The sequence below is a fragment of the Adlercreutzia sp. CNCM I-6207 genome (assembly GCF_977072305.1).
Genome location: NZ_CDRVLZ010000001.1, coordinates 163,264 through 186,640, shown reverse-complemented (window position 1 = coordinate 186,640; position 23,377 = coordinate 163,264). Strand labels below are relative to the sequence as shown.

Genomic DNA, 23,377 nt, shown 5'->3' with positions numbered 1-23,377 from the left:
CGCCTCCAGTCCCTACCCCACCACTGCCAGCGCGATGGCGGCGGCCAGCACCGCCACGCACACGGCCAGGGCCACGAAGTCCTCGGCATGCAGCGGGTAGTCCCTATAGCCGCTCGTGCGCGTACGCAGGTTGAAGCCGCGCACTTCGGCGGCGATGGCGGCGGAGTTCGTCTTGCGCACCGAGCTCACCAGAAGCGGCACGCACAGCGGAATCATGAGCCGCACCTTCTTCGCAAAGGAGCCGTCGAATTCCACGCCGCGAGCCGTCTGGGCCTCCATGATGCCGGCCATGTCGTTCATGAACACGGGGATGAAGTGCACCGTGCTCGTGAACGTGAACGCGTACTTGTAGGGCACGTGCAGCTGCTTGACGGCCGCGTTCGTCAGGTCGTTCATCTTCGTGACGTAGAACACGAGGAACAACGGGATGGCCGCCGCCATGAGGCGCACGACAACCGTGAGGGCCGCCAGCAGGCTGCCGGTGCCGATGTATCCCCAGGGCAGAGGCACGAGCGGCATACCGTGGGGCGTCGTGAGCAGGATGACCACGGCCAGAATGAGCGAGAACGCGAACACCGCCTTGCACAGCCCCGCTGTCTCGCGGCCCAACCCGCACGAGGCGGCCATGACGAGCGCGGCGGCCAGAAGGATCAGCAGAAACACCAGGTTGCTCGTCACGAAGCAGGCAATGGCGATGAGTACCGCGCCGACGAGCTTCACGCAGGGGTTCATGCGATGCAGGAAGCTCTCCCCCGGCACATATTCCAGAAACTTGGCCATTAGTCGATCGCCTCCACTTCCACGTCTTCGACCTCCCTATCGCATGCCTGAGCTACCGCCGTCACCATTTGGGCCACGGTGTTCGCCTCGGCCACCGCCGCCGGGCAGCCTGCCTCGCGCCCGAGAATGAGCGACACCTCAGTCACCTGGGGCGGCAGGATGTGCGCCTCCTTCAGCACGCGCCCGTCGCGCAGCACCTCGAAGGTGGGGCCGTCGGCCACCACGCGCCCGGCCGTCATGGCAATGACGCGGCGAGCGAAGTCTCCCACCACTTCCATGTCGTGGCAGACCATAATGACCGTGGTGCCGTTCTCGTTCAGCTCGCGCACCACGTCCATCACCTTCACGCACTCGCGGAAGTCGAGGCCCGTGGTCGGCTCGTCCAGAATGATGGTGGGCGGCGCCAGCACGATGATAGAGGCCAGGGCGAGCAGCTGCCGCGTACCGCGGTTCAGCAGGTAGGGCTCGGCATCCGCGTCGAAGCCGAAGCGCTCGATCATGGCGTCCACCCGCGCCTCAGCTTCGGGCCCTTTCTCGCCGAGGGCCGCAAATCCGAACATGAGCTCCTCGCGCACGGTGTTGCAACAGATCTGCCGATCGGGGTTCTGAAAGAGGAAGCCGATGCGCCGGGCCAGCTCGCTCGTCTTCAGAGAGGTCGTGGGCACGCCATCGATGAGCACCTCCCCGGAGGTGGGCTTCAGAAGCCCGTTGGCCAGGCGCATCGTGGTGGACTTCCCCGCCCCGTTGGTGCCGACAAAGGCCACGAAGTCGCCATCGTTCACCGTGAAGCTCACGTCGGCGAGCACCGCCAGCTCGCCGTCGTAGGACGCCGATACGTTCTTGAACTCGATCATGCGAGCACCTCCTTCAGCGCTGCGGCCGCCCCGGCCACGTTGCGCACCGTGGGACCGGCGTACAGGCCCTGGGCGGAAAGCGCGTTCATGAGCGTCGTCGAGCGCGGCACGTTCACACCGAGCGCCAGCAGCTCCTCGGAGTGGGCCAGCACCGCATCCGGCGTATCGGCGAAGCGGATGCGGCCCTCGTCCACGATGACGAGCATGTCAGCATAATCGGATAGAAGCGCGATCTTCTGCTCCACCACGACGACCGTGGTGCCGTGTTCCCGGGCGTAGCGGGCCAGCAGATCGAACACCGTCACCGACGAGGCCGGGTCCAGCTCGGCGGTAGGCTCGTCCAGCACGAGCACCTTGGGATGCAGCGCCAGCACCGAGGCCACGGCCACCTTCTGCTTCTGGCCGCCGGACAGGCTGTCGATGGTGCGGTCGCGCAAATCAGCGATGCCCATGGCGTCAAGCGCCTCGTCCACGCGCGCGGGAATCTCCTCACGTGGCACCGCGAAGTTCTCCAGGCCGTAGAGAATCTCGTCTTCCACCACCGTGGACACCATCTGCGAGTCGATGTCCTGACACACACTGCCCACCAGCCGCGACAGGTCGGTGAGCGAGGCGTCCACCGTGTCGAGGCCCTCCACCGTGACCGAGCCGTAGAAATCGCCCGGATAGCAGTGCGGAATGATGCCATTGATGGCGTAGGTGAGCGTGGACTTTCCGCTGCCCGCCGCCCCGGTGATGCCGACGAAGCAGCCATCGGGAATGGCGAGCGTGATGTCACGCACCACGGGCTCGACCCCTTCCCGATACCGAAAACTGAACTCATTGAACTCGATCATGATGACCTTTCTTGCTCGCGCCGAACCAGCAGTTTAGCGCTTCAGTACCTTCTTCAGGGGCGTCGCCAGCACCTCGACGAAGATGCAGTTGAAGGTGGCGGTGCCCAGCACGATGGCCACGTAGGCCGCCATGGCCACGGCGAAGTCGCCGCCCACGGACACGACGTTGATGTAGGCGGACAGCGCCGCGAAGGTGAAGCCGGACACGCAGGTGGAGACGAAGGTGTTCACAAGCGGGTTCACATCCAGCTTGCCGATCTTCATGGGCACGCGGATGAGCAGGCCACACACCAGAGCACCCAGCAGCTCCGAGGGGATGTTGAGCAGCGGCGTGGCGTTCAGCATCGGAATCTGGCACACGAGCCCGGCGATAAGGCCGATGACGAGCGACTGGGCGATCGTCGGGCGAATGAGAATGATAGCCAAGCAGTAGGCGGCGATGATGAAGTTCGGCTTCATGCCGAAGGAGGCGAGAAGGCTGCCCACCGTGAGCTTCAGCACGGCACCGGCAGCCAAAAGCACCGCTACCAGAATGAGATCCTGAATGGCCAGCCCCTTCTTCTCGGATGCGGCCACGGTGCGCTTGGCGCCAGCGGCGGGGGTCGCGGCTTCAGCGTCGGCGGTCATACGGAGTTCTGCCATGTCGATCAGTCCTTTCTCGGGCGGTTCCTCACCGCCCCTCGTGCCCGCGCCTGCGGGCGTCCTCTTCCGTAGCAATTGCTCCTTCGCCGACGCCTTTCGAGAGGTTCCCAGCCGACCCCAACAAAAAAGGGATCTGTCCTTCGCTTAAAGGACAGATCCCTTGATCTGCGGTGCCACCTTTAATTGATTCGCACGATGCGAACCCTCTCATGAACGGGCCATCACCCATTCTGCCTTTAACGCAGGCTCACGGTCCAGATACTCGGCCTCATCGGAACAAACGACGGCGGGCCTTTCCCCTTTCCCTCGGCGATCCATTTACCCTCTGGCGTTCTGCGGGAATCTCAGCTGCGCCCGCTCTCTGTGAGTGCCCGGATGGCTTGACTTTCGCCTCATCGGTTTAAGGTATATTCAATTGCTGGTTGCGTACTTTAGCACAGAATCCCGATCGCGCAACCCCTCAATTCGGCAACCTGCCAACGAACCGGCACATCGGGCTCTAGTTTTCACCCGTTGCGCCGACAAAGAACTTTGCCCAAGCAGTAGAGCGAAAAATGTGCAAAACGGGGTACTTCTCGTAGTTTTACCAGACTCCAGGATCAGCTCAACTTCAAAACGGAACCATTTTCCCAGGTCGAAATTGTCCGCGTCGCCCCATCTAGTCCAAATGGCTACGAGAAGTGGGGCATTTTGCACAAAACGAGGCACCTCCTCGCAATGCGAGTACCGCTTCGCAGATCGTCGCCGCCCGAAACCGACAAGCCATCGCGGTTCGCAGCCAACAGATCGCCTCGGTCGCGCTCGACAAGAACACCCCGAGACAGCCGCCGCTCAATCCCAGGCAGATCCGTCCCAGATACAATCTTCCAATCCGCTTTCGGAGTTCTGGACGCACTCCTTCAACCCGCCTTCGGAAACCTCCCCCTTCAGCCATTCGCGACGATGGTAGGCCCTCAGAGACCATCCTGTCGCATACAGTTTCCTCTGAGCGTTCCCGAAACTCTTGGCGCGAATTTGAATGCGCCTGCTCATGCGAGATCCCGCCTCGTGGGCCACGCTGCGCATCTCACTGCGATCGCACAGCTGTCGTGTCGTCACCGATATCACCTTGTAGCCATCGGCCTCCAACGCCAACCGCTTCGAGGAATCCTTCGCGATCTGTCGCGAAGTAAGATGCTCGGCATTCGAATCGTACTCGATCGCCAGGCGCGACTCGCTGTGACAGAGGTCGGGGACGAGTGTTTCCCTTTTGGCGATCTTGCGCGCTTTTTTGCTCGGCCTCACGCGTCGATTCATTTCCAATCCGGGGAGGGCATAGCCGCCATAACGATGGGGAATGCTCAGCACGGACCAAAGAAACGCCTCTGGCGGTGAAGCGGCATTATCCGCCACGAATCGCAGCGCCGACTTCGCTGCCGCCGATCCACGCAGCCCAGCGTTGCGGCGGACAAACGACTCGATGCGACGTTTCGAGGTCAAAGGCGTTCTACTGCCCAGTCCGTTGCGCGATGACGGGTCGACGAAGAACGTCCCGCACAGGGCATCGCCCGCTTTTAAAAGCTCGTGCAAAGGAAGAACAAGTGCGAGCTGCACGAAGCACAACTCGGGGCAACTTGCATACACGCCGTCAGCGATGCGAACGAACGGCTTTTCCCGATAGGGATAAATCGACACATGAGTTACTGCCTGGGGAACGGTGCTTTTGCGATGATCGGGTACGAGCGCGTGATAAGGCTGCGGAATCTGAGGGAAAATCTTCTCCAGATAAGCAACCGTCCGCGCCGTCGGGACACACCGCTTCAATGCATTTGTTCCCACAGCGCTCTTTGACGACGGCCGGCAAGGGGCCGACAGCCAATACGAGAATGAGGATGTGCCGTAGAGAACGAATCGCATGCAGGGCAGTTTAACGGCCCAGGCGTATCGAGGACGCACGAACGGCAGATTCACCAACTCTCCGCTGTGCCAACCGTTTCACTCATGGTTGCGGCCTCTGGGGTTGCACCTCCGCAGTCGGCTCGCCCGCGTCTGCAACCGCCCTATGCGCTGTCGGCTCCAAATGTGCAAAATGGGGCACTTCTCGTAGCCCAAAAGTGGACGCTTTATCCTCGCGATGACACTGAACAGGGATTTCTCGTTCAGTCCGTCGAAGGAGAGCACCCTTGCTTCCTCGAAAACTACGATAAGTGCCCCGTTTTGCCCATTTCGCACACGAAGCACCGAGGGGCTTGGCGCAGGCCCTCGCAAAAAAAAATGCGCGCAGAACCTCTCGCCCGTCCCCGCAACGCTCTCGTGACAGACGAGGGCAGCGACTCTTTCGACCTCCTCGCTCCCCTATACTCGAAGATGCGCGGCGCTCTGCGGCGCCGTCGCATTGCCCGCCGGCCGTGCCGCCCATGCGACGCGCGCAGCACGGCGGCCCATTCGCAGCGAGACAAAGGAGCGCTCATGGATAACGTGGTTTTGGTCACCTTCGAAGACGAGGGGAAGGCCTACGAGGAGTTCAACCGACTGAAAGACAACGAGGCGACCGCCGACTTCACCATTTTGGAGATGGCCGTGGTGAAGAACGTCGACGGGGCCATCATGGTGCCCGACGGATACCAGGACGGCTACGACGAGACCGACAACACGGCCTTCGGTGGGGTCATCGGCGCCGTGGTCGGCCTGCTCGGCGGCCCGGTCGGCGTGCTTCTGGGCGCCGGCATCGGTCTTGTAGCCGGCATGGCCATGGATGACAAGGACATCGATGACGACGATTCCCTCATGGAATACTGCGCGAGCGAGCTTACGCCGGGCGCGACGGCGCTCGTGATGCTCGCCAAGGAGGACAGCGAGGACGCTCTGGACGCCCAGTTCGACGAGACCTGCATCATCTACCGCTGGGACGCCGACGAGGTGAACGCGGAGGTGGAACGCGGGGAGGCTCTGCGCGACTCGTTGGCCGCCGAGACTCGCAAGCAGCTCCGCGAGGCCCGCAAGGAGGCTCGGAAGGCCCGTCGCGAAGCTCGCAAAGACAAGTAGCGCGCCGAGCCCGCTCAATGCGCTCGGCCCACGTCGAGCCCCTAAGCACAAAGCGGCCGCCCTCCACTCGGAAGGGCGGCCGCTTCCATTCCAGAAGGCGGTCGAAGCGTCTTAGACGATCTTCTTGCCCAGGCAAGCCGCCAACTCGCGCAGCTCGGCGACAAGCTCGCGGAACTGGGCCGGCGTCAGCTGCTGGGGACCGTCGGAAAGCGCCACCGGCGGGTTGGGGTGCACCTCGATCATGAGCGAGTCGGCTCCGGCAGCCACGGCGGCCTTCGCCAAGGCCGGCACCAAATCGCGCTGGCCGGCCGGATGCGACACGTCGATGCACACCGGGTACAGCGACTGCTTGTGGATGACCGGCACGGCGGCGATGTCCAGCGTGAAGCGCGTGGCCGTCTCGAAGGTGCGGATACCGCGCTCGCAGAGCACCACGTTGTCGTTGCCGCAATCGGTGATGTAGTCGGTGGCGGCGAGCCACTCGGCAATGGTGCCGGCGAAACCGCGTTTGTACAGCACCATCTGATGCGTATCAGCGGTCACCTGGCCGATCTTCTTCAGCAGGCTGAAGTTCTGGAAGTTGCGGGCGCCCACCTGCAGGCCGTCCACATAATCGCTCACGAGCTGGCAATGGGCCGAGTCCATCACCTCGGTGAGCGTCTTCAGGTTGTACTTATCGCCGGCGGCCTTCATGATCTTCAGGGCCTCTTCGCCGAGACCTTGGAAAGAATGCGGGTTGGTGCGCGGCTTGAACGCGCCGCCGCGAATCCAGTGCAAGCCCAAATCGGCCACGCACTCGGCCACTTCCTCGAACTGCTCGGCAGATTCCACCGAGCAGGGCCCGGCGTAAATGGTGATCTCGTCCGTGCGCTGGCCGAGATCGGGGATGGGGGCAATCTTCACTTCGCTCATACGGACGGCGTCTCCTTCATGATCTTCAAGATGGTAGCGTAAATCTCCCGGAGGTTCTCGTTATAGAGCGGCCCCTCGTTGTAGCTATCCACCCGCGCGAAGATTTCCTCCTCGCGGCGCGCGTCGTACAGACCCAGATGCGCACCGGGTTTCAGACCACGGATGACCAGCGAATGACCGGCGCGCTTGTTCAGAAGCGCGACGATCTCGCGGTCGATCTCATCGATCTGCTCACGATGCTTCTGAATCTCGGCAAGATTGCTGTTCTCTTCAGACATCGCTTTTCCTTTCGTGTACCAAAAACTTGAACGAGCCTGGCCGCACCGCCCTAAAGCGCCGCCGCCCTCGCGTGGCGTTCATGATAGCAAAGACCCCCGTCCGCACGGGGGTCGCAAGGGAAAACGGATATAGAAGCCCTTAATGGGCAGGCATCGGCAAAAACGAAGGGCGTGTCCAACGCGTCGGCGCCGAGGGTGTAGACGATCCCGACCTGCGCGATTTGCCACGCTGCACGGCGCCGAGGCGGCCCAGGGGCGCGCTGTCCCGCGAGGTGCTCGCCCCGCAGCAGAGACGTCTACCGGCGCGAAATCCCGCCGGCCTTCTTCTCAGAATCGCGGGTGTACCACTCGATGAACAGATCTACCGCGCCGTTGACGATGAACGTCGCGCCCAGCACGAGCACGAAGGTCATGGAGGCGCCCCACGGGTTCACCACGATGAGCACGCCGCCGATACCCACCAGCACCGCCGTCGCCAGCACGGCAATCCAGATGCTGCTGCCGAAAGCGCGCAGCCCGAAGGCGCGCACCACGTTCACGATAGCGAGCAAAATGAGCACCACGCCGAGCACCACCGAAAAGAACCCGGCGATCACTTTCGGAAAGATAAACGCAATGAGCGCGATGATGACGTAGAACACCGCCGACATAAGGGTGCCCGAATCGCGGTAGCGCACACTGCGCTGACGGAAGTACGACACAAGCCCCGCCGCGCCCATGACCGCGAGCGCCACGCCGAACAGCAAGATGATACCCTGCACGGTAATGGACGGATAGATCATCAGAAACAGACCGAATGCGATGCAAAGCACCGCCTGCACCATGTTATTCGATCGCACCAAGTTCAGAAACTTCTCCATGACGCTGCTCCTATCGCCCGACCCGTACGGCGTTCTCGCCTCGATCCGATACCGACGGGCGCCGGCCCCTCCCATGGCGCACTCGACATCGAAGCTATCTCCTATGGGCGTCATGGTAAAGCGAGCGCACAAAACCAAGCCCGTCGGGGGCTCCTTGAAAACAATCGGTTGAACAGAGATGAAGCTTGCCACCATTCCGTCAACAAGAGCACCCGCGCGAAATAATGCTGTTGCCATCTTGTTAACAGCGGGGATAGCTCTAGCGTCGCGCAGACTCCAGCTCCAGACCCAAGTCATCGCAGTACGCCTGACAACCTTCTAGCAACTTGGGAAAGTCCCCTTGCACCACATCCCAGACAATATCGGTGTCTACATCACCATAGGCGTGGGCAAGCCGATTGCGAACGCCCTTGATAGCCCGGCGCTCGAATTCGTAGTGCGCAAGGGCTTCGTCGCTGAGCGAACCGGCTTCCTCAGTCACCCGGAGCACCCGATTCATGATGGCCTCCGAGAAAAGCCGATCCGCATCAGTAGCGGGCCTTTTGAAGCGCTCCTCGGTGATGCCCAAACGCTCAATTTGCCCTTGGGTCTCCGTGATGAGATCGAACATTTCCTGAATGCGGGCGAGATCAGTGGCCTTAGCGCTCATAGACCAGCACCTTCTCCCGCTCGATGGCCGCGGCGAGGTTGGGATTCTTTATCTGCTTGGCCGTCACCACGTCGACGGCGCGCCCGCAGGCACGTTCGAGGTGCTTTTGGAACTGGGACACCTCGAACAGGGTGAAGGGGGCCGCCCCATCGTACTCGAGGCGAACATCCACGTCGCTTTCGGCAGCGAAATCCCCGCGGGCGAACGAGCCAAACACGTAGCCCTTCGTGATGGCGGCGAAACGGGCACACTCAGAGGCGACAGCTTCAAGCACATGCGCCCTTTCGGTCTCGCAGACCTCGCGCGCCATGCCAAAATGGGACACGCAGTCCTTATTCGCGGCCTCGTTCAACCGCTTAGCCTCGCTCGCGTCGCCCCCGTCCACGGCCGTGCACGCCCGTGCGTCTTCGAACTTAATCACATGAGGGCACACGGCAGCGTAGCGCTCGACCAGCGCCTCACCCTCGTAGCCTTCGGCGATAAGCCGGCGCAGCACGTCAAGGGACATTCCCTCGTCCTCCACGTTCAGCGGCTTGATGAGCAGTCCCTCGTCGGTTTGCTCGATGAGAGCGTACTCGGTGAAGCCCATATCCTTGTAAGCTTTTGCCGGAATAGTGATCTGCCGCTTGCTGGACACCTTGATCCGCTGCGGCGCCATGCGAGCCGCCTCCGCCATGCTTTCCTCCTCACCAAGCGCTTGGTACCAAGCTTCCAAGCGAGTATAGCACAAGGAGACCCGCCAGCTATTGACGGGTCGCCCAAGATTAATGCTGCTATCTACTTGTGGCTTATGCGGTCAGCGGCTCGAAGTCGCTATCGGGCTCGACCGCTGCAGCGGCGCGAGAGGAGACGCGCTCGGTCTCGGTCGCGGGCACGAGCAGCTTCGAGCCCAGGGCCATGAATCCCAGCGTGCCCACCGACACGACGCCCAGCACGATCAGCACTTCGGGCACCGTCGGTGCGTAGGAGCCGAGAAGCGCCCAGCCGCCGTCGGACATGATGCCCGGGGCGCCCTCCACGTTCGGCACGATGAACGAGGTGAACAAAAGCCACAGGCGCTTGCAGAGCACGCCGGCGATGACGAGCACGCTCGCCCCCACCACGAGCCCCGTGCGCTCGCGGTTCTTTGCGAACACCAGCACAAGGAACGGGACAACCAAGCCGCCGACGATCTCGAACCAGAAGAACGGCGACGTAGGCCCGCTCGTCATGAGGGCCAGCGTCTCAGCACCGGCCGCCCCAGGATAGGCCATGGTCAGTACCTCACAGAAGATGAAGAACGCGTCTACAGCGATGCAGGTGGCCAGAAGCCCAGCCAGCGATGCCATAAGCTCGCGGGAGGTCTCGAACAGGCGCGCCTTCTTCAGCGCGGCCAGCACGCACAGCAGAAGCGCCAGGCCCGAGTCCATGGCCGAGGCCACGAAGATGGGCGCCATAATGGCCGAGTACCAGCCCTCCTTAGCAATTTGCAGACCGAAAATCCAGGCGGTCACCGAGTGCACCAGAATGGCGCAGGGCAGGGCGAACCGCGAGATAACGGACACCGCGTGGTCGTTGCCACGGCGCATGTTCACCAGGTACAGCACGTTGATCACCAGATAAAGCGTGATGACGCAGATGTCCCACACCAGAGGCGAGGTGGGATTGGGGCCGGTCACAATACGCCAGATGCGCTGGATGCCGCCCAGGTCGATGAGGACGAACATACCCGCCAGACAGATGCACACCGTCGACAGGATGATTGCCGGCATAGCCACAGCCTTGAAGCGCTTGATGCGGAACACGCTCGCCGAGGAGGCCACGATAAGACCGCCGGCAGAAAGCCCCACGAAGAACATGAACATGGTGATGTACAGGCCCCAGGATACGCCGTTGGACATGCCCGTCACCGCCAAACCGCCGGCCAGCTGGAAGATGTAGGCTCCGATACCCGCCACCGACAGCACCGCAAGTACCGCCGTGAGCAGCTTGTTCTTGGTTAGAAATTCCATTTCTCGAACCTTTCAGAATGAGGGAGAGAAGGCGGGGCGCCAGCCACAAGGGGCCACACTTCCCCAGGGGGCCTCGTCAAACCCCCGAAAAGAGCTGCCGAACCGGCTTATCAGGCCGTCGGCGCAACCGCCCCGCCGCGCATTGATCGCATTAATCGAAGTAGTAGACCTGCGGACGCGTGCCCTGCTCTTCGAGGAGCACGTGAGCCTTGCGCTCGACGACGGCCTTCGACACCTCGGAGGCCGGATCGTCCAGGTCACCGAAGATGCGGGCATGGGTCGGGCAACACACGACGCACATGGGCTCCTCGCCGCGATCGGTTCGCTCGCGGCACAGCGTGCACTTCTCGGCCACGCCGCGCGGACGCACCGGCACTTCCGCATCGCCGTAGTTGAAGTCCACGTCGCGCACCGGCTCTTCCCAGTTAAAAGAGCGCGCATTGTAGGGACAGGCGGCCATGCACATGCGGCAGCCGATGCACTTGTCATAGTCGATCTCCACGCGGCCCATCTCGTCCTTGTAAGTGGCACCCGTCGGGCACACGCGCTGACAGGCAGGATTCTCGCAATGCTGGCAGGCAACGGGGAGGAACGTGCGCGTCAGGTTCGGATAGGTGCCGACGGCCCCGTCGATCACATCGCACCCTTCGGTGGTCACGCGGTTCCAAAGCATTCCCGTGGGCACGTTGTTCTGCATTTTGCAAGCGTTCGCACAGGTATGGCAGCCAACGCAACGCTCGAGATCGATGGCAATTCCCAGTTTCGTCATGGTAGTCACCTTAAGCCTTTCGCACTTCCACTAGCGTGTCGTTGAAGGGAATGGGGGCGCCGGTAAGAAGGTCGGCGTCGCGTTCGTTCACATGATCGTTCGTCACGTTCTGCGGATTCCCCGAGATGCAATCCTTCGACCACGCGGCTTCGTAAATGCGCGCGGAGGTGGGGCGAATGGCGTTGTTCCCGAAAGCCTGGCAACTGAACGATCCGCGATCATTGAAGACTTCCACGGCATCGCCATCCTCAAGTCCGCGCTCGGCCATCGCCTGCGGATTCAGCTCGATACGCGGCGTGTAGAACTGCGCGAGCCACGCCGCACCGCGGAAATGGGAGTGCACGAAGAATCGCGTGCGGGTTTGGGCAAGCTGCAGCGGATACTTTTCCATAAGCGGATTGCCGTCGAAGACCTCGTTGTTCTCCTCCCACTGGGGAAGCGCCTGACCCGAATGGTGCTGGGGCTCGTAGTAGATCTCCATACGCCCCGTTGACGTGGGGAATTGGAGATCGGCGTACCCGATGCGCGGCTCCTCGATTCCCGCCAGGGGCATCGTATTGTGGTTCTGCACGAGAGCGTCGAAGGTGATGCCGGCCACCAGCGGATCGGTCGCCTCATCGATCTGGAAGCGGGCCAGTTGCTCGGCGTCTTCGGGAAGCACCGATTCGAGACCCACCGATTTGGCGATAAGGTACATGACATCGTAATCGGGCTTCGACTCGAAAAGCGGATCAATGCATTTCTGCGACAGCTGAATATGGTTGTAGCCGCCTCGCACAATGCTGTGCTCCACCGTGTCCTCGAACTTCGAGCATACCGGCAGCACCACATCGGCAAAAGCCGCGGAATCCTCGTCGTACATGCCCACATGCAAAATGAAGTCGAGCTTCGGCAGCCATTCGCGCGTCTTGTTCATGTTCGCGTAGTACTGCTGCAAGGTGTTGCCGAGCGATATGATGACATGCACGCCCGCGTCCGCATCGGCGAAACGATCGGCACGCACGGGAATGTCTGCCGGCACCATATCTTCCGGCAAGGGCCACGCCGCCAGCGCCGCCCCATAGCCCTGACCGCCGCCGGGGTGCCCCAAAGCCGCACCAGGCTTACCAATCTGCCCCGTGAGCGCCGTGAGAATTACCATGGCGTGACCCTGGATATCGGGGTTCGAGAACTTGTCCGAACCACCGTAGCCGAAGCACAGATAGGCAGGACCGCCGGTAGCGTACTTTTCCGCCAGCGCCTCGATGACCTCCTGATCGATATCGCATTTCTCCGCGGCCCAGGCGGTGGTGTAGTCTTTCTGACTGGCCTTAAGCTGCTCGAACACCGGAACGACTTTCTGGCCTGCGACCTCATAGATACCTTCAAGCGCGGCAGAAACACCGGGAGCGTCATAGGGAACAGCCACATTAGTCGCCGTGTCCCATACGAGATAGTCGGCGGGATCGGCGGCCTCGCCGGTGGCAGGATCGATCTCGGGCGTCTTTCCGCTACGTAGCAATTCGCCGGTAGCCGGATCCAAGAGGAACGGCATAGAAGTATGGGCGCGCATATAGTCCTCGTTGTACCATTTGTTGTCGATGATATGCGAGATCATCGACAAGTACAGCGCGCCATCAGTTCCGGGCTTGAGAGGAATCCACTGATTTGCCTTCGATGCCGTAGTCGAGAAATGCGGATCCACGACAATGATTTCAGCGCCGGCTCGTTTTGCGTCGAAGAAATCATCGGAACGCATGAGTGAGGTCTCCAGGAAGTTGATACCGCTCAAGATAATAGTCTTCGCGTTCACCCAGTCCCGCGTCTCGTTGGAGCACGACGCAAAGCCACCGCCGCCAATGGCAGGATCCACACCGTTGCCGATACCTCGATCGATACCCGGCTCCACACCTGTGCCGGCACCCAGAATCGAGGCGAGCATGCCAAAGCGCGGTTCGTTAGAGGCGGAAATGTAGACCGACTCCTTGCCGTAAGCGTCCCAGGCGCGCTTGAGCTCGGTGCCGACGATCTCCATAGCCTCGTCCCAGCTGATCTTCTCGAACTTACCTTCTCCACGTTCGCCAACGCGCTTCAGGGGCGTTTGCAGACGCAGCGGACTATACACATGCTCTATCTCGGAAAGACCCTTCATGCAGCAGCGCCGATATTTCGGATCAACGGCATCGCTCGGTTCGATCTTCGCCAGATGGCCGTCGCGCACCGTGCACTTGATGGAACAATTTCCCTGGCACATGAACTGGTGCAGGGTGTAAATCGTTTTCTCGCCGGCGTCAGCTGTGGCCCTCGCCGGTGCCAGCGCGCCGCCGCCAATGGCCACGCCCACAGCGCCCGCGCAGGCGAGGCCCGCGGCTGCGGCGCCGGTGGTCTTCAAGAAACCGCGTCGAGTGAGTCCGCCCGTGGGATGGGTTGCTTCGGACATCTCTCCTCCTTTGAATTCCCAGGGATCGAGCCGTGGGACGCCACGCGCACCTGCGGCGAATGCATGCGCCGCGAATGGATTGCGACAATGTCGCCGCGCCAGTGGGTCTTGGACTCTTTGCGCCTGCGTCTCCTCAACTGCGCAGGTCGCTATCCCCTCTTCTGGTAATCCTTGAGAATTGGCCAAATTCCACGGGAAGCACTATAGCAAATTGTCCTATGACAATGCAAGGATTATCATAGGACAATTTTCAAAGCAGATTATCTATTTTGAGGATAGTTTATCTATTGAGCCGCGCGCTGGTGCACTAAGCCCACTACATAGACCAAATCCTGCTCAGCAAAATAGCGGTAGATTATATCGAAGGGGTCTACAACGACTTTGCGAACCGTGTCGCCGAAGCGTCGCTTGATTGAAGTGGGCAGTATCCTCGACCCCATCTCGGGCGCAAACTCAAGAAGAGATACCGCATACCATATCTCCTCGCGCTTTGAGTCCATGTATACCTGGGTCATATCCTCAACAAAGCCTTCAGAGACCTCGACTTTAGCCACGACCAAGCCTCTTTTCGACTTCGGCTCTTGCTTCCGCTACGCCATGGAATACACGCCCGGCCGCAAAATCGGCCTCTCCCCTCTCGAGCACTTCCATAACTCTTCGCTCGTACAACGCCTCCTCTACAGCACGCGCTTTTTCTTGCGCTAAAACATCCTCGGAGCAAAAGATGTAAGCAGCATTGCCGTTCTCGGTAATGTGGACCACTTCTTCAGCAGCCCTGTCTTTAATTTCTCTTTGCTTGGTTTTCAAGGCGGCAAAGGAGTAGATAGGGGTAGCCCTTGGTGCCTCATATGCAGGAACTGGCATGGCAATCTCCTTAAAGTTCTTAGTTAGGTATCTATATAGTACTCAAAATCGATACCTTATTCAATATCAAATTCAGTTCCATAGATCAACGGATTCTGATTTGCGCTTCTGCCGCTTCTTCGGCCTCACCGATGGCTACTGGCTTCGCGCCCAGGAAGCCTACGACCTGGAAGTCACGAGGCGCAAGCCCGCCCCCGAACTCAAGCGAATCCGTCCCTTCAACCAAGCTGCCTGCCTGTAGGAATCTAGAATCCCATCGCCTTCAACCGCTCCAAAGCGGGCGCGGCGTGGCGGGCGCCGGCTTCGGGATACAGCTCGGAGGCAATCGCGATGCCGAGGCGAACATCTTCCGCCGCCTTTCCAAGCACTTCGTCTACGACGCGAGCAGGCAGGCCCCATGAGCGGGCCTCAGCTACAATATTCTCTCGCTCGATCCTATCGATGCGAATGCGGCCATCGATGCGCAAGCCCATGAACAGCACGTTCGGCGTAATCTCAAGGGCTGGCACGACGTCATAGAGCGGCGCGAGGCACACCTCGTCGCCCCCGTGGAGCAGCGCGTAGTTCTTGGCGTGAGCGTCGGTATTTCCCAGAACGGTGTTCACGAAGAGATGCCGCAGCAGCCGCTTGCGCTCTTCCAGCGAGTCGGCGGCATAGCGGGACAGCAGCTCGGCAATGCCCTTATAGGTTGGATCGCTTTTCGTGGGCGTCGCCGTTGCCGCGTACTTGCGTCCCGGCTCTATGCCGAGAGCCTGCGCGCAGTCTTCTTGATGCAGCCGAACGAGCCCCCTTTCGGTTTCAACTCGGTCGAAGCGTTCCACAACCAGCGTAGACGGCGCGTCGGGCAAATCGAGAATGGCTGAGCCAGCCGTCTCCGTCACATGTCGTGCGACTTCCATTCCCCATGCTTCCGCTTCGACCAATCCCGCAAGCCGACCCTGGGGCTGCGGCTTCAATATATGCGTCGAAGGAGCCCCGTCCAAAGGAAGCGCCGCGGAACTTAAGGCCCTGTGGCCTGGCTCAGCCGCAGCCCAGTCTTCTGGTCTCGCAGTCACGCACAGCTTCTCCTGAAAGCCGCCAAGCGACACCCGCAGAGAAGATGCGTCATCGTAAGGGTGCGACGGCAATGCCGCCAGACGTGCCGACAGTTCCTCGGGAGTCAATCGCTTCTCGCGCGGCAGCTCCTGGCTCGCACGCGCCAACGCCCAATCTTCCGAGGGCATCACCTCAACGGCGCCGGCGCACTCCCAGCCAATCTGGGCGAGCAATCCAAAATAGTCGCCCTCGGCAACACCGTAGAACCGCTGCAGCTCATCGAGCCTCGCGTCTTCGGGCAAAAGCCCCGAGAACCAGGAAAACGTCCGCTGGGCATCGAAGGGTTCCTCTTGCACGCAGAGCGCCGTTGAGAGCAGAGGCGAAAAGGGATGCGCCGAGGCCACCTCTTCCGAGAACGCGAAACGAGCGCCATTCTTCGTGCGAGCCAGATGCCCAATCTTCTCGCCGCCGAGGCGAACCTCAAGGGTCTCGGAATTCACTGTTGACCCCCTTCTTGGCGCGAGCGCAGAAGCGACACCACCGACGCAGGGGCATCATGCACTTCGGCTTGAGCGCCCTTGGGGAGCACCACCAGCTTCAAGCCCAAATCGCTGATGGCGCGCATGAGGGTCTGGGAGCTGACGCCCTTGCCGTTTTCGAGAGCCGAGAGTGTGGCGTGGGAGGCACCGATGATCTCGGCGAACTCATCTTGGGTGTACCCCTTTTCCTTGCGGGTTTTCTGGAGAAACGACCCGAGCTGGTCAAGGCCGTACACATTGGTCCACTTCATCGTACATCTCCCATCGGATATCAATTTTTCTTGATATTAGCCGATATCGGGAAAATGTCAAATATTCTTGATAGATTGGAAAACGAGGTGATTGTCAAATATTTTTGACAGTTAGCCCTTGAGCAGGTCGCCCAGGCCCTCGTTGAAGCCCTCGGCGAAGGCGCTAGGGATGACGACGGTGCCCTTGCCCTCGCGCAGCGACTCGTTCAGCAGGTGCATGGTGCGCAGGCGCGAGACCGCCTCGTGGTCGCCGATGAGCCCTTCCATTTCGTCCAAGATCTCGTAGATGTCGTGCTCCGCTTCCATGAGGATGATGCGGGCCTTCTTGCGTTGCTCGGCCTGGGCCTCCAGACTCATGGCCTCCTGCAGCTCCTTCGGCAGCAGAATGTCGCGCACCTCCACCGAAAGGATGGTCACACCCCAGGGCGCCACCTTCTCCTCCAGCACCCGTTTGAGCTCCCGATCCAGCTGCTCGCGACGGATGGCCACCTCGGCGGCGCTCGCCCGCCCGATGGCGTCGCGCAGGGCCGTCTGGGCGGCCATCTCCACAGCACGGGTGAAGTCGCCCACCTCGGTGCAGGCCGCGGCGGCGTCCCACACGTGCCAGAACAGCACGGCGTCCACGTTCATGGGAACCAGGTCGGCCGTCAGCGTCTCCTCGGCGTAAAAGGTCGTCACCCGCGTGCGCGTGTCCACCCGCATGGTGTTCGACTCGATGACGGGGATGGTCCAGAACAGCCCCGGCCCCGACACGCGGTTGAAGCGCCCGAGGCGCAGCACCACCACGCGCTCCCACTGCTGGGCGACATGGCAGCAGCCGATGGCGAGCAGCGCCGCGAGGGCCGCCACCACGATGACCTCCAACGTCACACGGCCGACCGTAAGCCAGCCGATGCCCAGCACCGCAGCGAGCACCGCGACGAACAGCACGGCGGAGAACAGCAGCACGCCCGTCGAGGACGCACGCTCCCCCACCACCTCCGTGGCCGCATCGGGCGCCACGCGGAACCGGCGCTCGCCGGAAGACTTCTCCTTGCGGGACATTTAGGCTCCCTTCTCGGCCCGGGCTCCGGGCTTCTCGAAATCGATGATGCGGGCAGACACCTCGCCGCGCTCGCGGGCCTCATCGTACTTCAGGCGCTTGATCTTTCGGCTCATGGCGCGCTCGATGTCATCTAGCCCCATGCCCAGCTCGCGGCACGACGCGATGCACTCGTCTAGCACCGCATCGGCCTCACCCTCCCCTTCCGCACCCATCTTCGCACCCAAATCGGTCACGAACACGCCACGACCCCGCGTCGATTCCAGGTACCCGTCGGACACGAGGCTCAGGTAGGCCTTGTTCACCGTGTTGTAGTTGATGGAGATCTCCGAAGCCAGGCCGCGCACCGTGGGCAGCTTGTCGCCGGGCGCCAGGGTGCCGTCGTTGATGAGGTAGGCGATGCGGTTGCGCAGCTGCACCCACAGGGGCAAGTCGCTTGTCGGATCAACTTCGAAGGGAAACATGGACGACCTTTCTCTCAAGGACTAGAAGGGAACGGAAACAACGGGCAGCATCCCGGCCGCCACTACGACCGCGCGCAAACAGGCGCCGCCAACAAGAACGCAACCGGCGCTGGCGAGCAACGCGCGCGAGGCGAGAGACGCCTCGGCGACGTCCTTACTCGCATTGCAACGCGCGAGGACAGCCTCTATCGCAAAAGGAGCAACAAGGCCAACGAGCACAAGGCCGCCCCAGAACGGCAGAGAGCACGCACCGTTCAATACGGAGGCCACCGATGCCAACGCGGCCGCATCGGTAGGCGTTGCCCCCGAGGAAGCCGAGCCGCCGTGTTCCAGCCACGCTGCACCGAGCCACAGCGCCACGACGACCGCCTCCAGGGCAAGGAGAACCATATCGGCGCGAACGACTTGCCGCATCGTTCGGCCGAAAACCGTCGCCATTCCCGAAAATACTGCCACCATGCCCACAAGCGCCACTCCGCACGAGAGAGCCGAGATCGCGAACAGCCCCGGCAGCCACGGGCCGAACCACAACGGCACCGACGGCATACCCGACAGCAACAGTCCCGTATAGATCACCGCGACGAAAGACACCGCCGCAAGCAAGACAGCGAGCGCTCTGAATAGAGGCAGAGACACCGACGGCACCCCGAGCCACACAAGAAGCATGGCTGCCGCCAACGTGCCACAAAGCAAAAGTGCCCAGAATCCTACGACCAGATAATTCGAAGGGGATGAAACCGCCAGCAAAAGGATGCGATCGAGGCGCCCCACATCAGCCGCAAGGCACAGGGCCCCCAGCACTAAGACTACCAGCGAGGCCACGAGTATCGGCACGAACAGTCGGCGATAGGCAGCGCTTCCGTTGTCTCTGAAGCGCACAACCACTCCGCGGCTCACGGCTCTCTCGTCAGCGAGGAGCATCAGCACTGCGGCAATCAAGAGCGCGCCCGCCCCTGTCCCTCCCAGAAAGAGGTAAGCAACCACCAGTTCGCTGAACACGACTCCTCCTCTTGCCCTAGACAATGCCTACGGAACCCACCGACCCCGCATTCCGGCGTTAAGATTATCATAAGACAATCGAAGAAGCGATGCGTCCGTCAGGAAAGATTCAGGGAGAGCAGCACCAAGAATTTCGAGTTGTTAGACATCCAACGCGCTCGCAGGTGATTGCCTGCTTCCATCTTGTCTTCTCATATATCGTATTTTATTACTTTTCTTACACATTTTGTTCTGCCACAGTTTTTGAGCGAACCATCGCGCGTACCTAAAGTCTAACAACTCGAAAAAACAGCCCGAATCCGACGGCAAGCTTTTCCGAGAAGGCCTTCGTTCCCGATTCGCACGGTTAATTCACGTTGAAATCGCGCCGCTTTTGCGTCGGCTACAGCAACACCTTCACGCCGAAGTAGGCGAGCACCACCAAACCCACGATGATGCGGTAGACGCCGAACGCCGTGAAGTCGTTCTTCTTGATGTAGCCCATGAGGAACTTGATGGAGATCACCGACACCACGAATGCCGTCACGATGCCCACCACGAGCACGGCGATCTCGGTGGCCGTCATGGCCAGACCCACGGCCATCAGATACTTGATGAGCTTCAGCACGCCCCAGCCGAACATGACGGGAATCGCGAGAAAGAACGTGAACTCCGCCGCCGCCGTGCGCGAGCAGCCGCAGAGCATGCCGCCGATGATGGTGGAGCCCGAGCGCGACGTGCCGGGGATGATGGCGAGCATTTGGAAGCAGCCGATCTTCAGCGACGTCTTCCAGTCGATCTCGTCCACGGTGCGCACGCGGAACAGGGCCATCTCGGCGTCGTCGCCATCGTCGCCCGGACCCACCTCGGGCACGGGACGCGCATGGGCGCCGCGGGGACGCCGGGGGGCGCGACTGGCCAGATAGGCTGCCTCGCGCCGACGGTTGCGACGCTCCAGCAGGATGAACACGACGCCGTAGACGATAAGGGCGATGGCCACCGTCCACGCGTTGTAGAAGTACTCGTTGAAGAAGTCGTCCAGCGTAAGTCCGATGGCCGCCGCCGGGATGCAGCCGATGGCCACCATGCCCCACAGCCGCCACGTGCCGCGCTTCTCGGCCGACGTCTTCTTCGGCGAGAACGGGTTCAGCTTATGGAAGTACAGGATGAGCACGGCCATGATGGCGCCCAGTTGGATGACCACTAAGAACAGCTCCAGGAACTCCGCCGACACGTTCAGCTTCACGAACTCGTCCACGAGAATCATGTGGCCCGTGGAAGAGATGGGCAGCCATTCGGTGATGCCCTCCACGACGCCGATGAAGAACGCCTTCAGAACTTCGATGAACATGTCCACAGAAACTGCCTCCGTACGATTTGCTTGTCTGTCGGCCCAAGCGGCGAGCGGCAACCCAGGCCAGAGCGCGCCGCCAACACGAGGAAAAGCGCACAAGGGGCACTCCCTCTTTCGAGCCTCGGAAATGCTATCACGGCACTGCGAATCGTCAGGATTCCTACGGAGAAAGTCCACGTTTGTCACTTTGGTCTACCGAGGCGCCGGCCAGCCCAGCGTTCGCAGCGCGCGACACAACCCGTCGTGTCGCGCGTGCCGCCCATTCCACCATGGCTTGTGCACGTAGCCGATTTCATGTCAGATACAACATAGCAAGCAGGTTCGTTTTCCCTGCTCAAATCCTCTTTTCGAAAGCAACGATGCGCCAACGAACACCAAGCATCGTGGTAATAAAACTATCGAAGATCGCACTTTTACCAACGATGTCAGTTCCATTGGGGTATCATGGGACACCCGCGAGAGACCGGAAGCGAAATGTTTTTCCGGCCCGGCAAACGCAGCTTTCAACTCAACAGGCCTCGCCCTCTTCCTGGCGCTCAGGCGCACTGCGGCACAACCCGCGGCGCACGGACGTCCTTGCCTCATCACGGATGCGCCCACCAACCGAAGGGTCTCCCCCTTCCGACAAAAGGATACTATCATGCTGAAAGCTGCCCACCCCGGCGGTCTGATCCCGCCCATCCTCCATCCCTCCCCGCTCAACCGCGAAAACACCGGCGAGCGCACCGACCGGACGGGCGCGCTCCTGTTCGCAGGCGCCGTGGCTTCCTTCGGGCTAGCTCTCGTGCTCATCGGCGCTGCCGTTTCGTTCGCCGCCGGAGCGCCAGCGCCGGCGAACCTCGACCAGTCGACCCTCGTGTTCGGATCCTTGGCAGCGGCCTGCGCCCTGGCGGCACTCGGCATGATGCTGGCCTTGCGGGAGAGAAGCCTGCGCACGCAGCAAATGCGCCGCGTCACCCGTGCCGAGCAGATCCAGGGAGAGCTGGACAGTCTGGGCCTCACGCCCAAGGAGATGCCCATTGCCAAGCTCATCCTGCAGCATCAAAGCTATGCGACCATCGCCGCCGAGCGGCACCTGGCCGTGCGCACGGTGCAATTCCATGCCACGAATATCTTCCGGAAGGCCTATGTCAGCAATCGGCGCGATTTCGAGCGTGTCATCCTGGCCGACGAGCGCAACGACGACCGGAGCGACGGGGGCCGCCGCGACACTCCCTGCTGCCGCAGCAACCAAACGACACCGCCCGACGGCCGAGGCGCCGCGCGCCCCGGATGCGCCCTCTGCGGCCAAAATACCTGCTTGCCCGGGGGCGGCTCCGACAACCCGGCGACGGGCCTCCCCGCGCAAAACCCTGGCAGCGAGCAAGAGCGCGGAGATCCCGACCGTCCCGCTGGCAGCCCCACGACCCTCCGCAGCAGGGCGGCCCTGCGCCACGGCAGGCAGGAGGGAGGACGGCCATAGCCAGCGCCGTTCGCTAGCGCGCCCGCACATCTGGTAGGCGGCGCCGGCACTCGCAGGCGCGTCCGCGAGAGGTCATCATTGGGGAAACAGGCGCCCGCGCGCCGCCTTCGTCGTGGTGCCCGCGTGCTACCGTGAACCCATGAGCAACTTCGCCGACATAGCGTGCCCTGCATCGCCGCAACTCGAAAGCGCAACGACCGCCTCCCCTGACGGCCGCCCGAAAGACTCGGCAACATTTGCGGGAAGCCGCTCTCGAAAGACGCCCGACGTCCCCGAAGGCGAGATGCACGGCCACGGCTCCGGCGGCCCCAAGGACGTCTGGACGCACAACGTGGAAGCCACCGCGTCCCTCCTCATCGCCTTCGGCACCCTCATCACCACCTGCAGCGCCCAGGGCCTTTTCACCCCCTCGACCGCCAGTCGGTGGATTCTCGAGTACCTCGTTCCCTTCCAGCTGCCGATTTTCTACTTCTGCCTGGGCTTTCTCTACCAGCGCTACCGCACGACGCGCACCCCTCGCGCCTGGGGCCAGAACCTCCGCCGCGAGCTGGCGCTCATGGGCATCCCCTTCGCGGCGTTCACCGTGCTCGTGCTGCTCACGAACTCGGCCGTCGGCGCGAAGCCGCCTCTGTCGGTCGCCGATCTCCTCCGCGCGCTCTTCATCGAGCCCGTCATTCCCGTCGGCTACTTCTATACCTGCCTCATCATTTACGCCATCACCCCCACCGTGAAGAGCCGCCGCAACGCCAGCGGCCTCCTGTTCGCCGCCGTCGCAGCGAAAGCGGCCATCGTGGCGCTCGCTTCGCTGCCCGCCACCGCCGAGATGGCCACGCGCCTCCCCTACGCCGTCACCTCCGTGGCCGAGAACTGGATCTGGGTCGCCGGCGGCATGGCCATGGCGCTCTACCGGGGCCTGCCCCTCGTGCGCGGATCCGAGAAGGCCTGGGCCCTCGGCGCCCTGTGGGTGGCCACCAGCGTGATCGCCTTCTACGCCGGCTGGACCGGCGAGACGTCCCACGCCGTTCTGGACGCGCTCGGCGTGCTGTGGGCGACCTCCCTGTTCTCCACCGTGTTCCGCAGCGGGCGGCAGAACCGCTTCTACGACTTCGTGACCCGCTACACCATGGCCATCTGGCTCTTCCACGGCATCTGCCTCGCTCTGTACTTCCATCTTTGGAAGGCGGCCGGCATCTCCGTCACAGCAGCACCGTGGATGGCGGCCGTGGGGGCGGCGCTCGTCTGCTACGGCATGCCGGTGCTGATCATGGCCGTCCTTTCGCGCCTTGGGAAGGCCGGCATCATCGTGTATCCGGCCCGCTATCTGCCGCCCGCGCCGGCCACCATGCTCCGGAAGACGCCGCACTAACGTATACT

Annotated in this window: 24 protein-coding genes; 3 read left to right on the top strand and 21 right to left on the bottom strand. The window is 61.9% G+C overall.

Annotation, left to right across the window (positions count from 1 at the left end):
* Positions 1–12: 12 nt before the first annotated feature.
* From ACW4QM_RS00770 to ACW4QM_RS00750, 5 genes are all read right to left on the bottom strand, one after another.
* Positions 13–780 carry an energy-coupling factor transporter transmembrane component T family protein gene (locus ACW4QM_RS00770; RefSeq protein WP_161127736.1) on the bottom strand — a complete coding sequence of 256 codons (768 nt, stop codon included), beginning with the start codon at positions 778–780 and terminating at the stop codon, positions 13–15.
* A complete protein-coding gene (locus tag ACW4QM_RS00765) occupies positions 780–1,634 on the bottom strand; it encodes an energy-coupling factor ABC transporter ATP-binding protein (protein WP_161127737.1) in 855 nt (284 codons plus the stop codon). The genes ACW4QM_RS00770 and ACW4QM_RS00765 overlap by 1 nt, the downstream gene beginning before the upstream one ends.
* Positions 1,631–2,470: an energy-coupling factor ABC transporter ATP-binding protein gene (locus ACW4QM_RS00760; protein ID WP_161127738.1), complete on the bottom strand. Its 840-nt coding sequence runs from the start codon at positions 2,468–2,470 to the stop codon at positions 1,631–1,633. Before ACW4QM_RS00760 ends, ACW4QM_RS00765 begins: the two co-directional genes overlap by 4 nt.
* Positions 2,471–2,503: 33 nt before the next feature.
* Entirely contained in the window at positions 2,504–3,112 is a 609-nt protein-coding gene (locus ACW4QM_RS00755) for a hypothetical protein (RefSeq protein ID WP_237418840.1), read from the bottom strand.
* Positions 3,113–3,943: 831 nt separating this feature from the next.
* A complete protein-coding gene (locus ACW4QM_RS00750; protein ID WP_161127739.1) occupies positions 3,944–4,930 on the bottom strand; it encodes a hypothetical protein in 987 nt (328 codons plus the stop codon).
* A gap of 630 nt (positions 4,931–5,560) precedes the next feature.
* On the opposite strand from ACW4QM_RS00750, the gene ACW4QM_RS00745 reads away from it, so the two are divergent.
* Positions 5,561–6,136 carry a DUF1269 domain-containing protein gene (locus tag ACW4QM_RS00745; protein ID WP_161127740.1) on the top strand — a complete coding sequence of 192 codons (576 nt, stop codon included), beginning with the start codon at positions 5,561–5,563 and terminating at the stop codon, positions 6,134–6,136.
* A 111-nt stretch (positions 6,137–6,247) separates the two neighbouring features.
* On the opposite strand, the gene aroF is transcribed toward ACW4QM_RS00745, so the two are convergent.
* The 16 genes from aroF to ACW4QM_RS00665 form a co-directional block, all read right to left on the bottom strand.
* Positions 6,248–7,048 carry a 3-deoxy-7-phosphoheptulonate synthase gene (gene aroF, locus ACW4QM_RS00740; RefSeq protein ID WP_117284740.1) on the bottom strand — a complete coding sequence of 267 codons (801 nt, stop codon included), beginning with the start codon at positions 7,046–7,048 and terminating at the stop codon, positions 6,248–6,250.
* Entirely contained in the window at positions 7,045–7,326 is a 282-nt protein-coding gene (locus tag ACW4QM_RS00735; RefSeq protein ID WP_022739332.1) for a chorismate mutase, read from the bottom strand. Before ACW4QM_RS00735 ends, aroF begins: the two co-directional genes overlap by 4 nt.
* 296 nt (positions 7,327–7,622) lie before the next feature.
* Positions 7,623–8,186: an HdeD family acid-resistance protein gene (locus tag ACW4QM_RS00730; protein ID WP_022739331.1), complete on the bottom strand. Its 564-nt coding sequence runs from the start codon at positions 8,184–8,186 to the stop codon at positions 7,623–7,625.
* A gap of 259 nt (positions 8,187–8,445) precedes the next feature.
* Complete coding sequence (locus ACW4QM_RS00725) at positions 8,446–8,835, bottom strand: HepT-like ribonuclease domain-containing protein (RefSeq protein ID WP_117284742.1); 390 nt, start codon at positions 8,833–8,835, stop codon at positions 8,446–8,448.
* A complete protein-coding gene (locus tag ACW4QM_RS00720; protein ID WP_161127741.1) occupies positions 8,825–9,511 on the bottom strand; it encodes a nucleotidyltransferase domain-containing protein in 687 nt (228 codons plus the stop codon). Before ACW4QM_RS00720 ends, ACW4QM_RS00725 begins: the two co-directional genes overlap by 11 nt.
* A gap of 112 nt (positions 9,512–9,623) precedes the next feature.
* Positions 9,624–10,826 carry an NrfD/PsrC family molybdoenzyme membrane anchor subunit gene (gene nrfD, locus ACW4QM_RS00715; protein WP_161127742.1) on the bottom strand — a complete coding sequence of 401 codons (1,203 nt, stop codon included), beginning with the start codon at positions 10,824–10,826 and terminating at the stop codon, positions 9,624–9,626.
* Between the two features lie 151 nt (positions 10,827–10,977).
* Positions 10,978–11,595 carry a 4Fe-4S dicluster domain-containing protein gene (locus ACW4QM_RS00710; RefSeq protein ID WP_161127743.1) on the bottom strand — a complete coding sequence of 206 codons (618 nt, stop codon included), beginning with the start codon at positions 11,593–11,595 and terminating at the stop codon, positions 10,978–10,980.
* A gap of 10 nt (positions 11,596–11,605) precedes the next feature.
* Positions 11,606–14,014, bottom strand: a complete 2,409-nt coding sequence (locus ACW4QM_RS00705) for a molybdopterin-dependent oxidoreductase (protein ID WP_161127744.1) — start codon at positions 14,012–14,014, stop codon at positions 11,606–11,608.
* 284 nt (positions 14,015–14,298) lie between these two features.
* Positions 14,299–14,568 carry a hypothetical protein gene (locus ACW4QM_RS00700; protein ID WP_022739325.1) on the bottom strand — a complete coding sequence of 90 codons (270 nt, stop codon included), beginning with the start codon at positions 14,566–14,568 and terminating at the stop codon, positions 14,299–14,301.
* Entirely contained in the window at positions 14,561–14,878 is a 318-nt protein-coding gene (locus ACW4QM_RS00695; protein ID WP_223900591.1) for a hypothetical protein, read from the bottom strand. Before ACW4QM_RS00695 ends, ACW4QM_RS00700 begins: the two co-directional genes overlap by 8 nt.
* Positions 14,879–15,123: 245 nt before the next feature.
* Positions 15,124–16,413, bottom strand: a complete 1,290-nt coding sequence (locus ACW4QM_RS00690) for a HipA domain-containing protein (protein WP_455798094.1) — start codon at positions 16,411–16,413, stop codon at positions 15,124–15,126.
* Positions 16,410–16,703, bottom strand: coding sequence for a helix-turn-helix transcriptional regulator (locus ACW4QM_RS00685; protein ID WP_022739321.1), 294 nt, complete (start codon positions 16,701–16,703; stop codon positions 16,410–16,412). Before ACW4QM_RS00685 ends, ACW4QM_RS00690 begins: the two co-directional genes overlap by 4 nt.
* A gap of 111 nt (positions 16,704–16,814) precedes the next feature.
* Positions 16,815–17,747 (bottom strand): slipin family protein, encoded by a 933-nt coding sequence (locus ACW4QM_RS00680; protein WP_455798093.1) that lies wholly within the window; start codon positions 17,745–17,747, stop codon positions 16,815–16,817.
* Positions 17,748–18,209, bottom strand: coding sequence for a GntR family transcriptional regulator (locus ACW4QM_RS00675; RefSeq protein ID WP_114539269.1), 462 nt, complete (start codon positions 18,207–18,209; stop codon positions 17,748–17,750). It lies immediately after the preceding gene.
* 21 nt (positions 18,210–18,230) lie between these two features.
* Positions 18,231–19,208, bottom strand: coding sequence for an NrfD/PsrC family molybdoenzyme membrane anchor subunit (nrfD, locus tag ACW4QM_RS00670; protein WP_173114072.1), 978 nt, complete (start codon positions 19,206–19,208; stop codon positions 18,231–18,233).
* 382 nt (positions 19,209–19,590) lie between these two features.
* The gene (locus tag ACW4QM_RS00665) at positions 19,591–20,538 is read right to left on the bottom strand and encodes an undecaprenyl-diphosphate phosphatase (protein ID WP_041714865.1); all 948 of its coding nucleotides are present in this window, start codon (positions 20,536–20,538) and stop codon (positions 19,591–19,593) included.
* 643 nt (positions 20,539–21,181) lie between these two features.
* Here ACW4QM_RS00665 and ACW4QM_RS00660 point away from each other — a divergent pair.
* On the top strand, positions 21,182–22,003 hold the full coding sequence (locus ACW4QM_RS00660) for a helix-turn-helix transcriptional regulator (RefSeq protein WP_114539271.1): 822 nt from the start codon (positions 21,182–21,184) through the stop codon (positions 22,001–22,003).
* A 283-nt stretch (positions 22,004–22,286) separates the two neighbouring features.
* Positions 22,287–23,369 (top strand): acyltransferase family protein, encoded by a 1,083-nt coding sequence (locus tag ACW4QM_RS00655; protein WP_114539272.1) that lies wholly within the window; start codon positions 22,287–22,289, stop codon positions 23,367–23,369.
* The last annotated feature ends 8 nt before the right edge of the window (positions 23,370–23,377 follow it).

What these genes read in the sequence shown, in the direction of transcription:
- ACW4QM_RS00770 (WP_161127736.1), bottom strand. Translation starts at nt 780, where the DNA reads ATGGCCAAGTTTCTGGAATATGTGCCGGGGGAGAGCTTCCTGCATCGC.
- ACW4QM_RS00765 (WP_161127737.1), bottom strand. Translation starts at nt 1,634, where the DNA reads ATGATCGAGTTCAAGAACGTATCGGCGTCCTACGACGGCGAGCTGGCG.
- ACW4QM_RS00760 (WP_161127738.1), bottom strand. Translation starts at nt 2,470, where the DNA reads ATGATCGAGTTCAATGAGTTCAGTTTTCGGTATCGGGAAGGGGTCGAG.
- ACW4QM_RS00755 (WP_237418840.1), bottom strand. Translation starts at nt 3,112, where the DNA reads ATGGCAGAACTCCGTATGACCGCCGACGCTGAAGCCGCGACCCCCGCC.
- ACW4QM_RS00745 (WP_161127740.1), top strand. Translation starts at nt 5,561, where the DNA reads ATGGATAACGTGGTTTTGGTCACCTTCGAAGACGAGGGGAAGGCCTAC.
- aroF (WP_117284740.1), bottom strand. Translation starts at nt 7,048, where the DNA reads ATGAGCGAAGTGAAGATTGCCCCCATCCCCGATCTCGGCCAGCGCACG.
- ACW4QM_RS00735 (WP_022739332.1), bottom strand. Translation starts at nt 7,326, where the DNA reads ATGTCTGAAGAGAACAGCAATCTTGCCGAGATTCAGAAGCATCGTGAG.
- ACW4QM_RS00730 (WP_022739331.1), bottom strand. Translation starts at nt 8,186, where the DNA reads ATGGAGAAGTTTCTGAACTTGGTGCGATCGAATAACATGGTGCAGGCG.
- ACW4QM_RS00725 (WP_117284742.1), bottom strand. Translation starts at nt 8,835, where the DNA reads ATGAGCGCTAAGGCCACTGATCTCGCCCGCATTCAGGAAATGTTCGAT.
- ACW4QM_RS00720 (WP_161127741.1), bottom strand. Translation starts at nt 9,511, where the DNA reads ATGGCGGAGGCGGCTCGCATGGCGCCGCAGCGGATCAAGGTGTCCAGC.
- nrfD (WP_161127742.1), bottom strand. Translation starts at nt 10,826, where the DNA reads ATGGAATTTCTAACCAAGAACAAGCTGCTCACGGCGGTACTTGCGGTG.
- ACW4QM_RS00710 (WP_161127743.1), bottom strand. Translation starts at nt 11,595, where the DNA reads ATGACGAAACTGGGAATTGCCATCGATCTCGAGCGTTGCGTTGGCTGC.
- ACW4QM_RS00705 (WP_161127744.1), bottom strand. Translation starts at nt 14,014, where the DNA reads ATGTCCGAAGCAACCCATCCCACGGGCGGACTCACTCGACGCGGTTTC.
- ACW4QM_RS00695 (WP_223900591.1), bottom strand. Translation starts at nt 14,878, where the DNA reads ATGCCAGTTCCTGCATATGAGGCACCAAGGGCTACCCCTATCTACTCC.
- ACW4QM_RS00685 (WP_022739321.1), bottom strand. Translation starts at nt 16,703, where the DNA reads ATGAAGTGGACCAATGTGTACGGCCTTGACCAGCTCGGGTCGTTTCTC.
- ACW4QM_RS00680 (WP_455798093.1), bottom strand. Translation starts at nt 17,747, where the DNA reads ATGTCCCGCAAGGAGAAGTCTTCCGGCGAGCGCCGGTTCCGCGTGGCG.
- ACW4QM_RS00675 (WP_114539269.1), bottom strand. Translation starts at nt 18,209, where the DNA reads ATGTTTCCCTTCGAAGTTGATCCGACAAGCGACTTGCCCCTGTGGGTG.
- ACW4QM_RS00665 (WP_041714865.1), bottom strand. Translation starts at nt 20,538, where the DNA reads ATGTTCATCGAAGTTCTGAAGGCGTTCTTCATCGGCGTCGTGGAGGGC.
- ACW4QM_RS00660 (WP_114539271.1), top strand. Translation starts at nt 21,182, where the DNA reads ATGCTGAAAGCTGCCCACCCCGGCGGTCTGATCCCGCCCATCCTCCAT.
- ACW4QM_RS00655 (WP_114539272.1), top strand. Translation starts at nt 22,287, where the DNA reads ATGCACGGCCACGGCTCCGGCGGCCCCAAGGACGTCTGGACGCACAAC.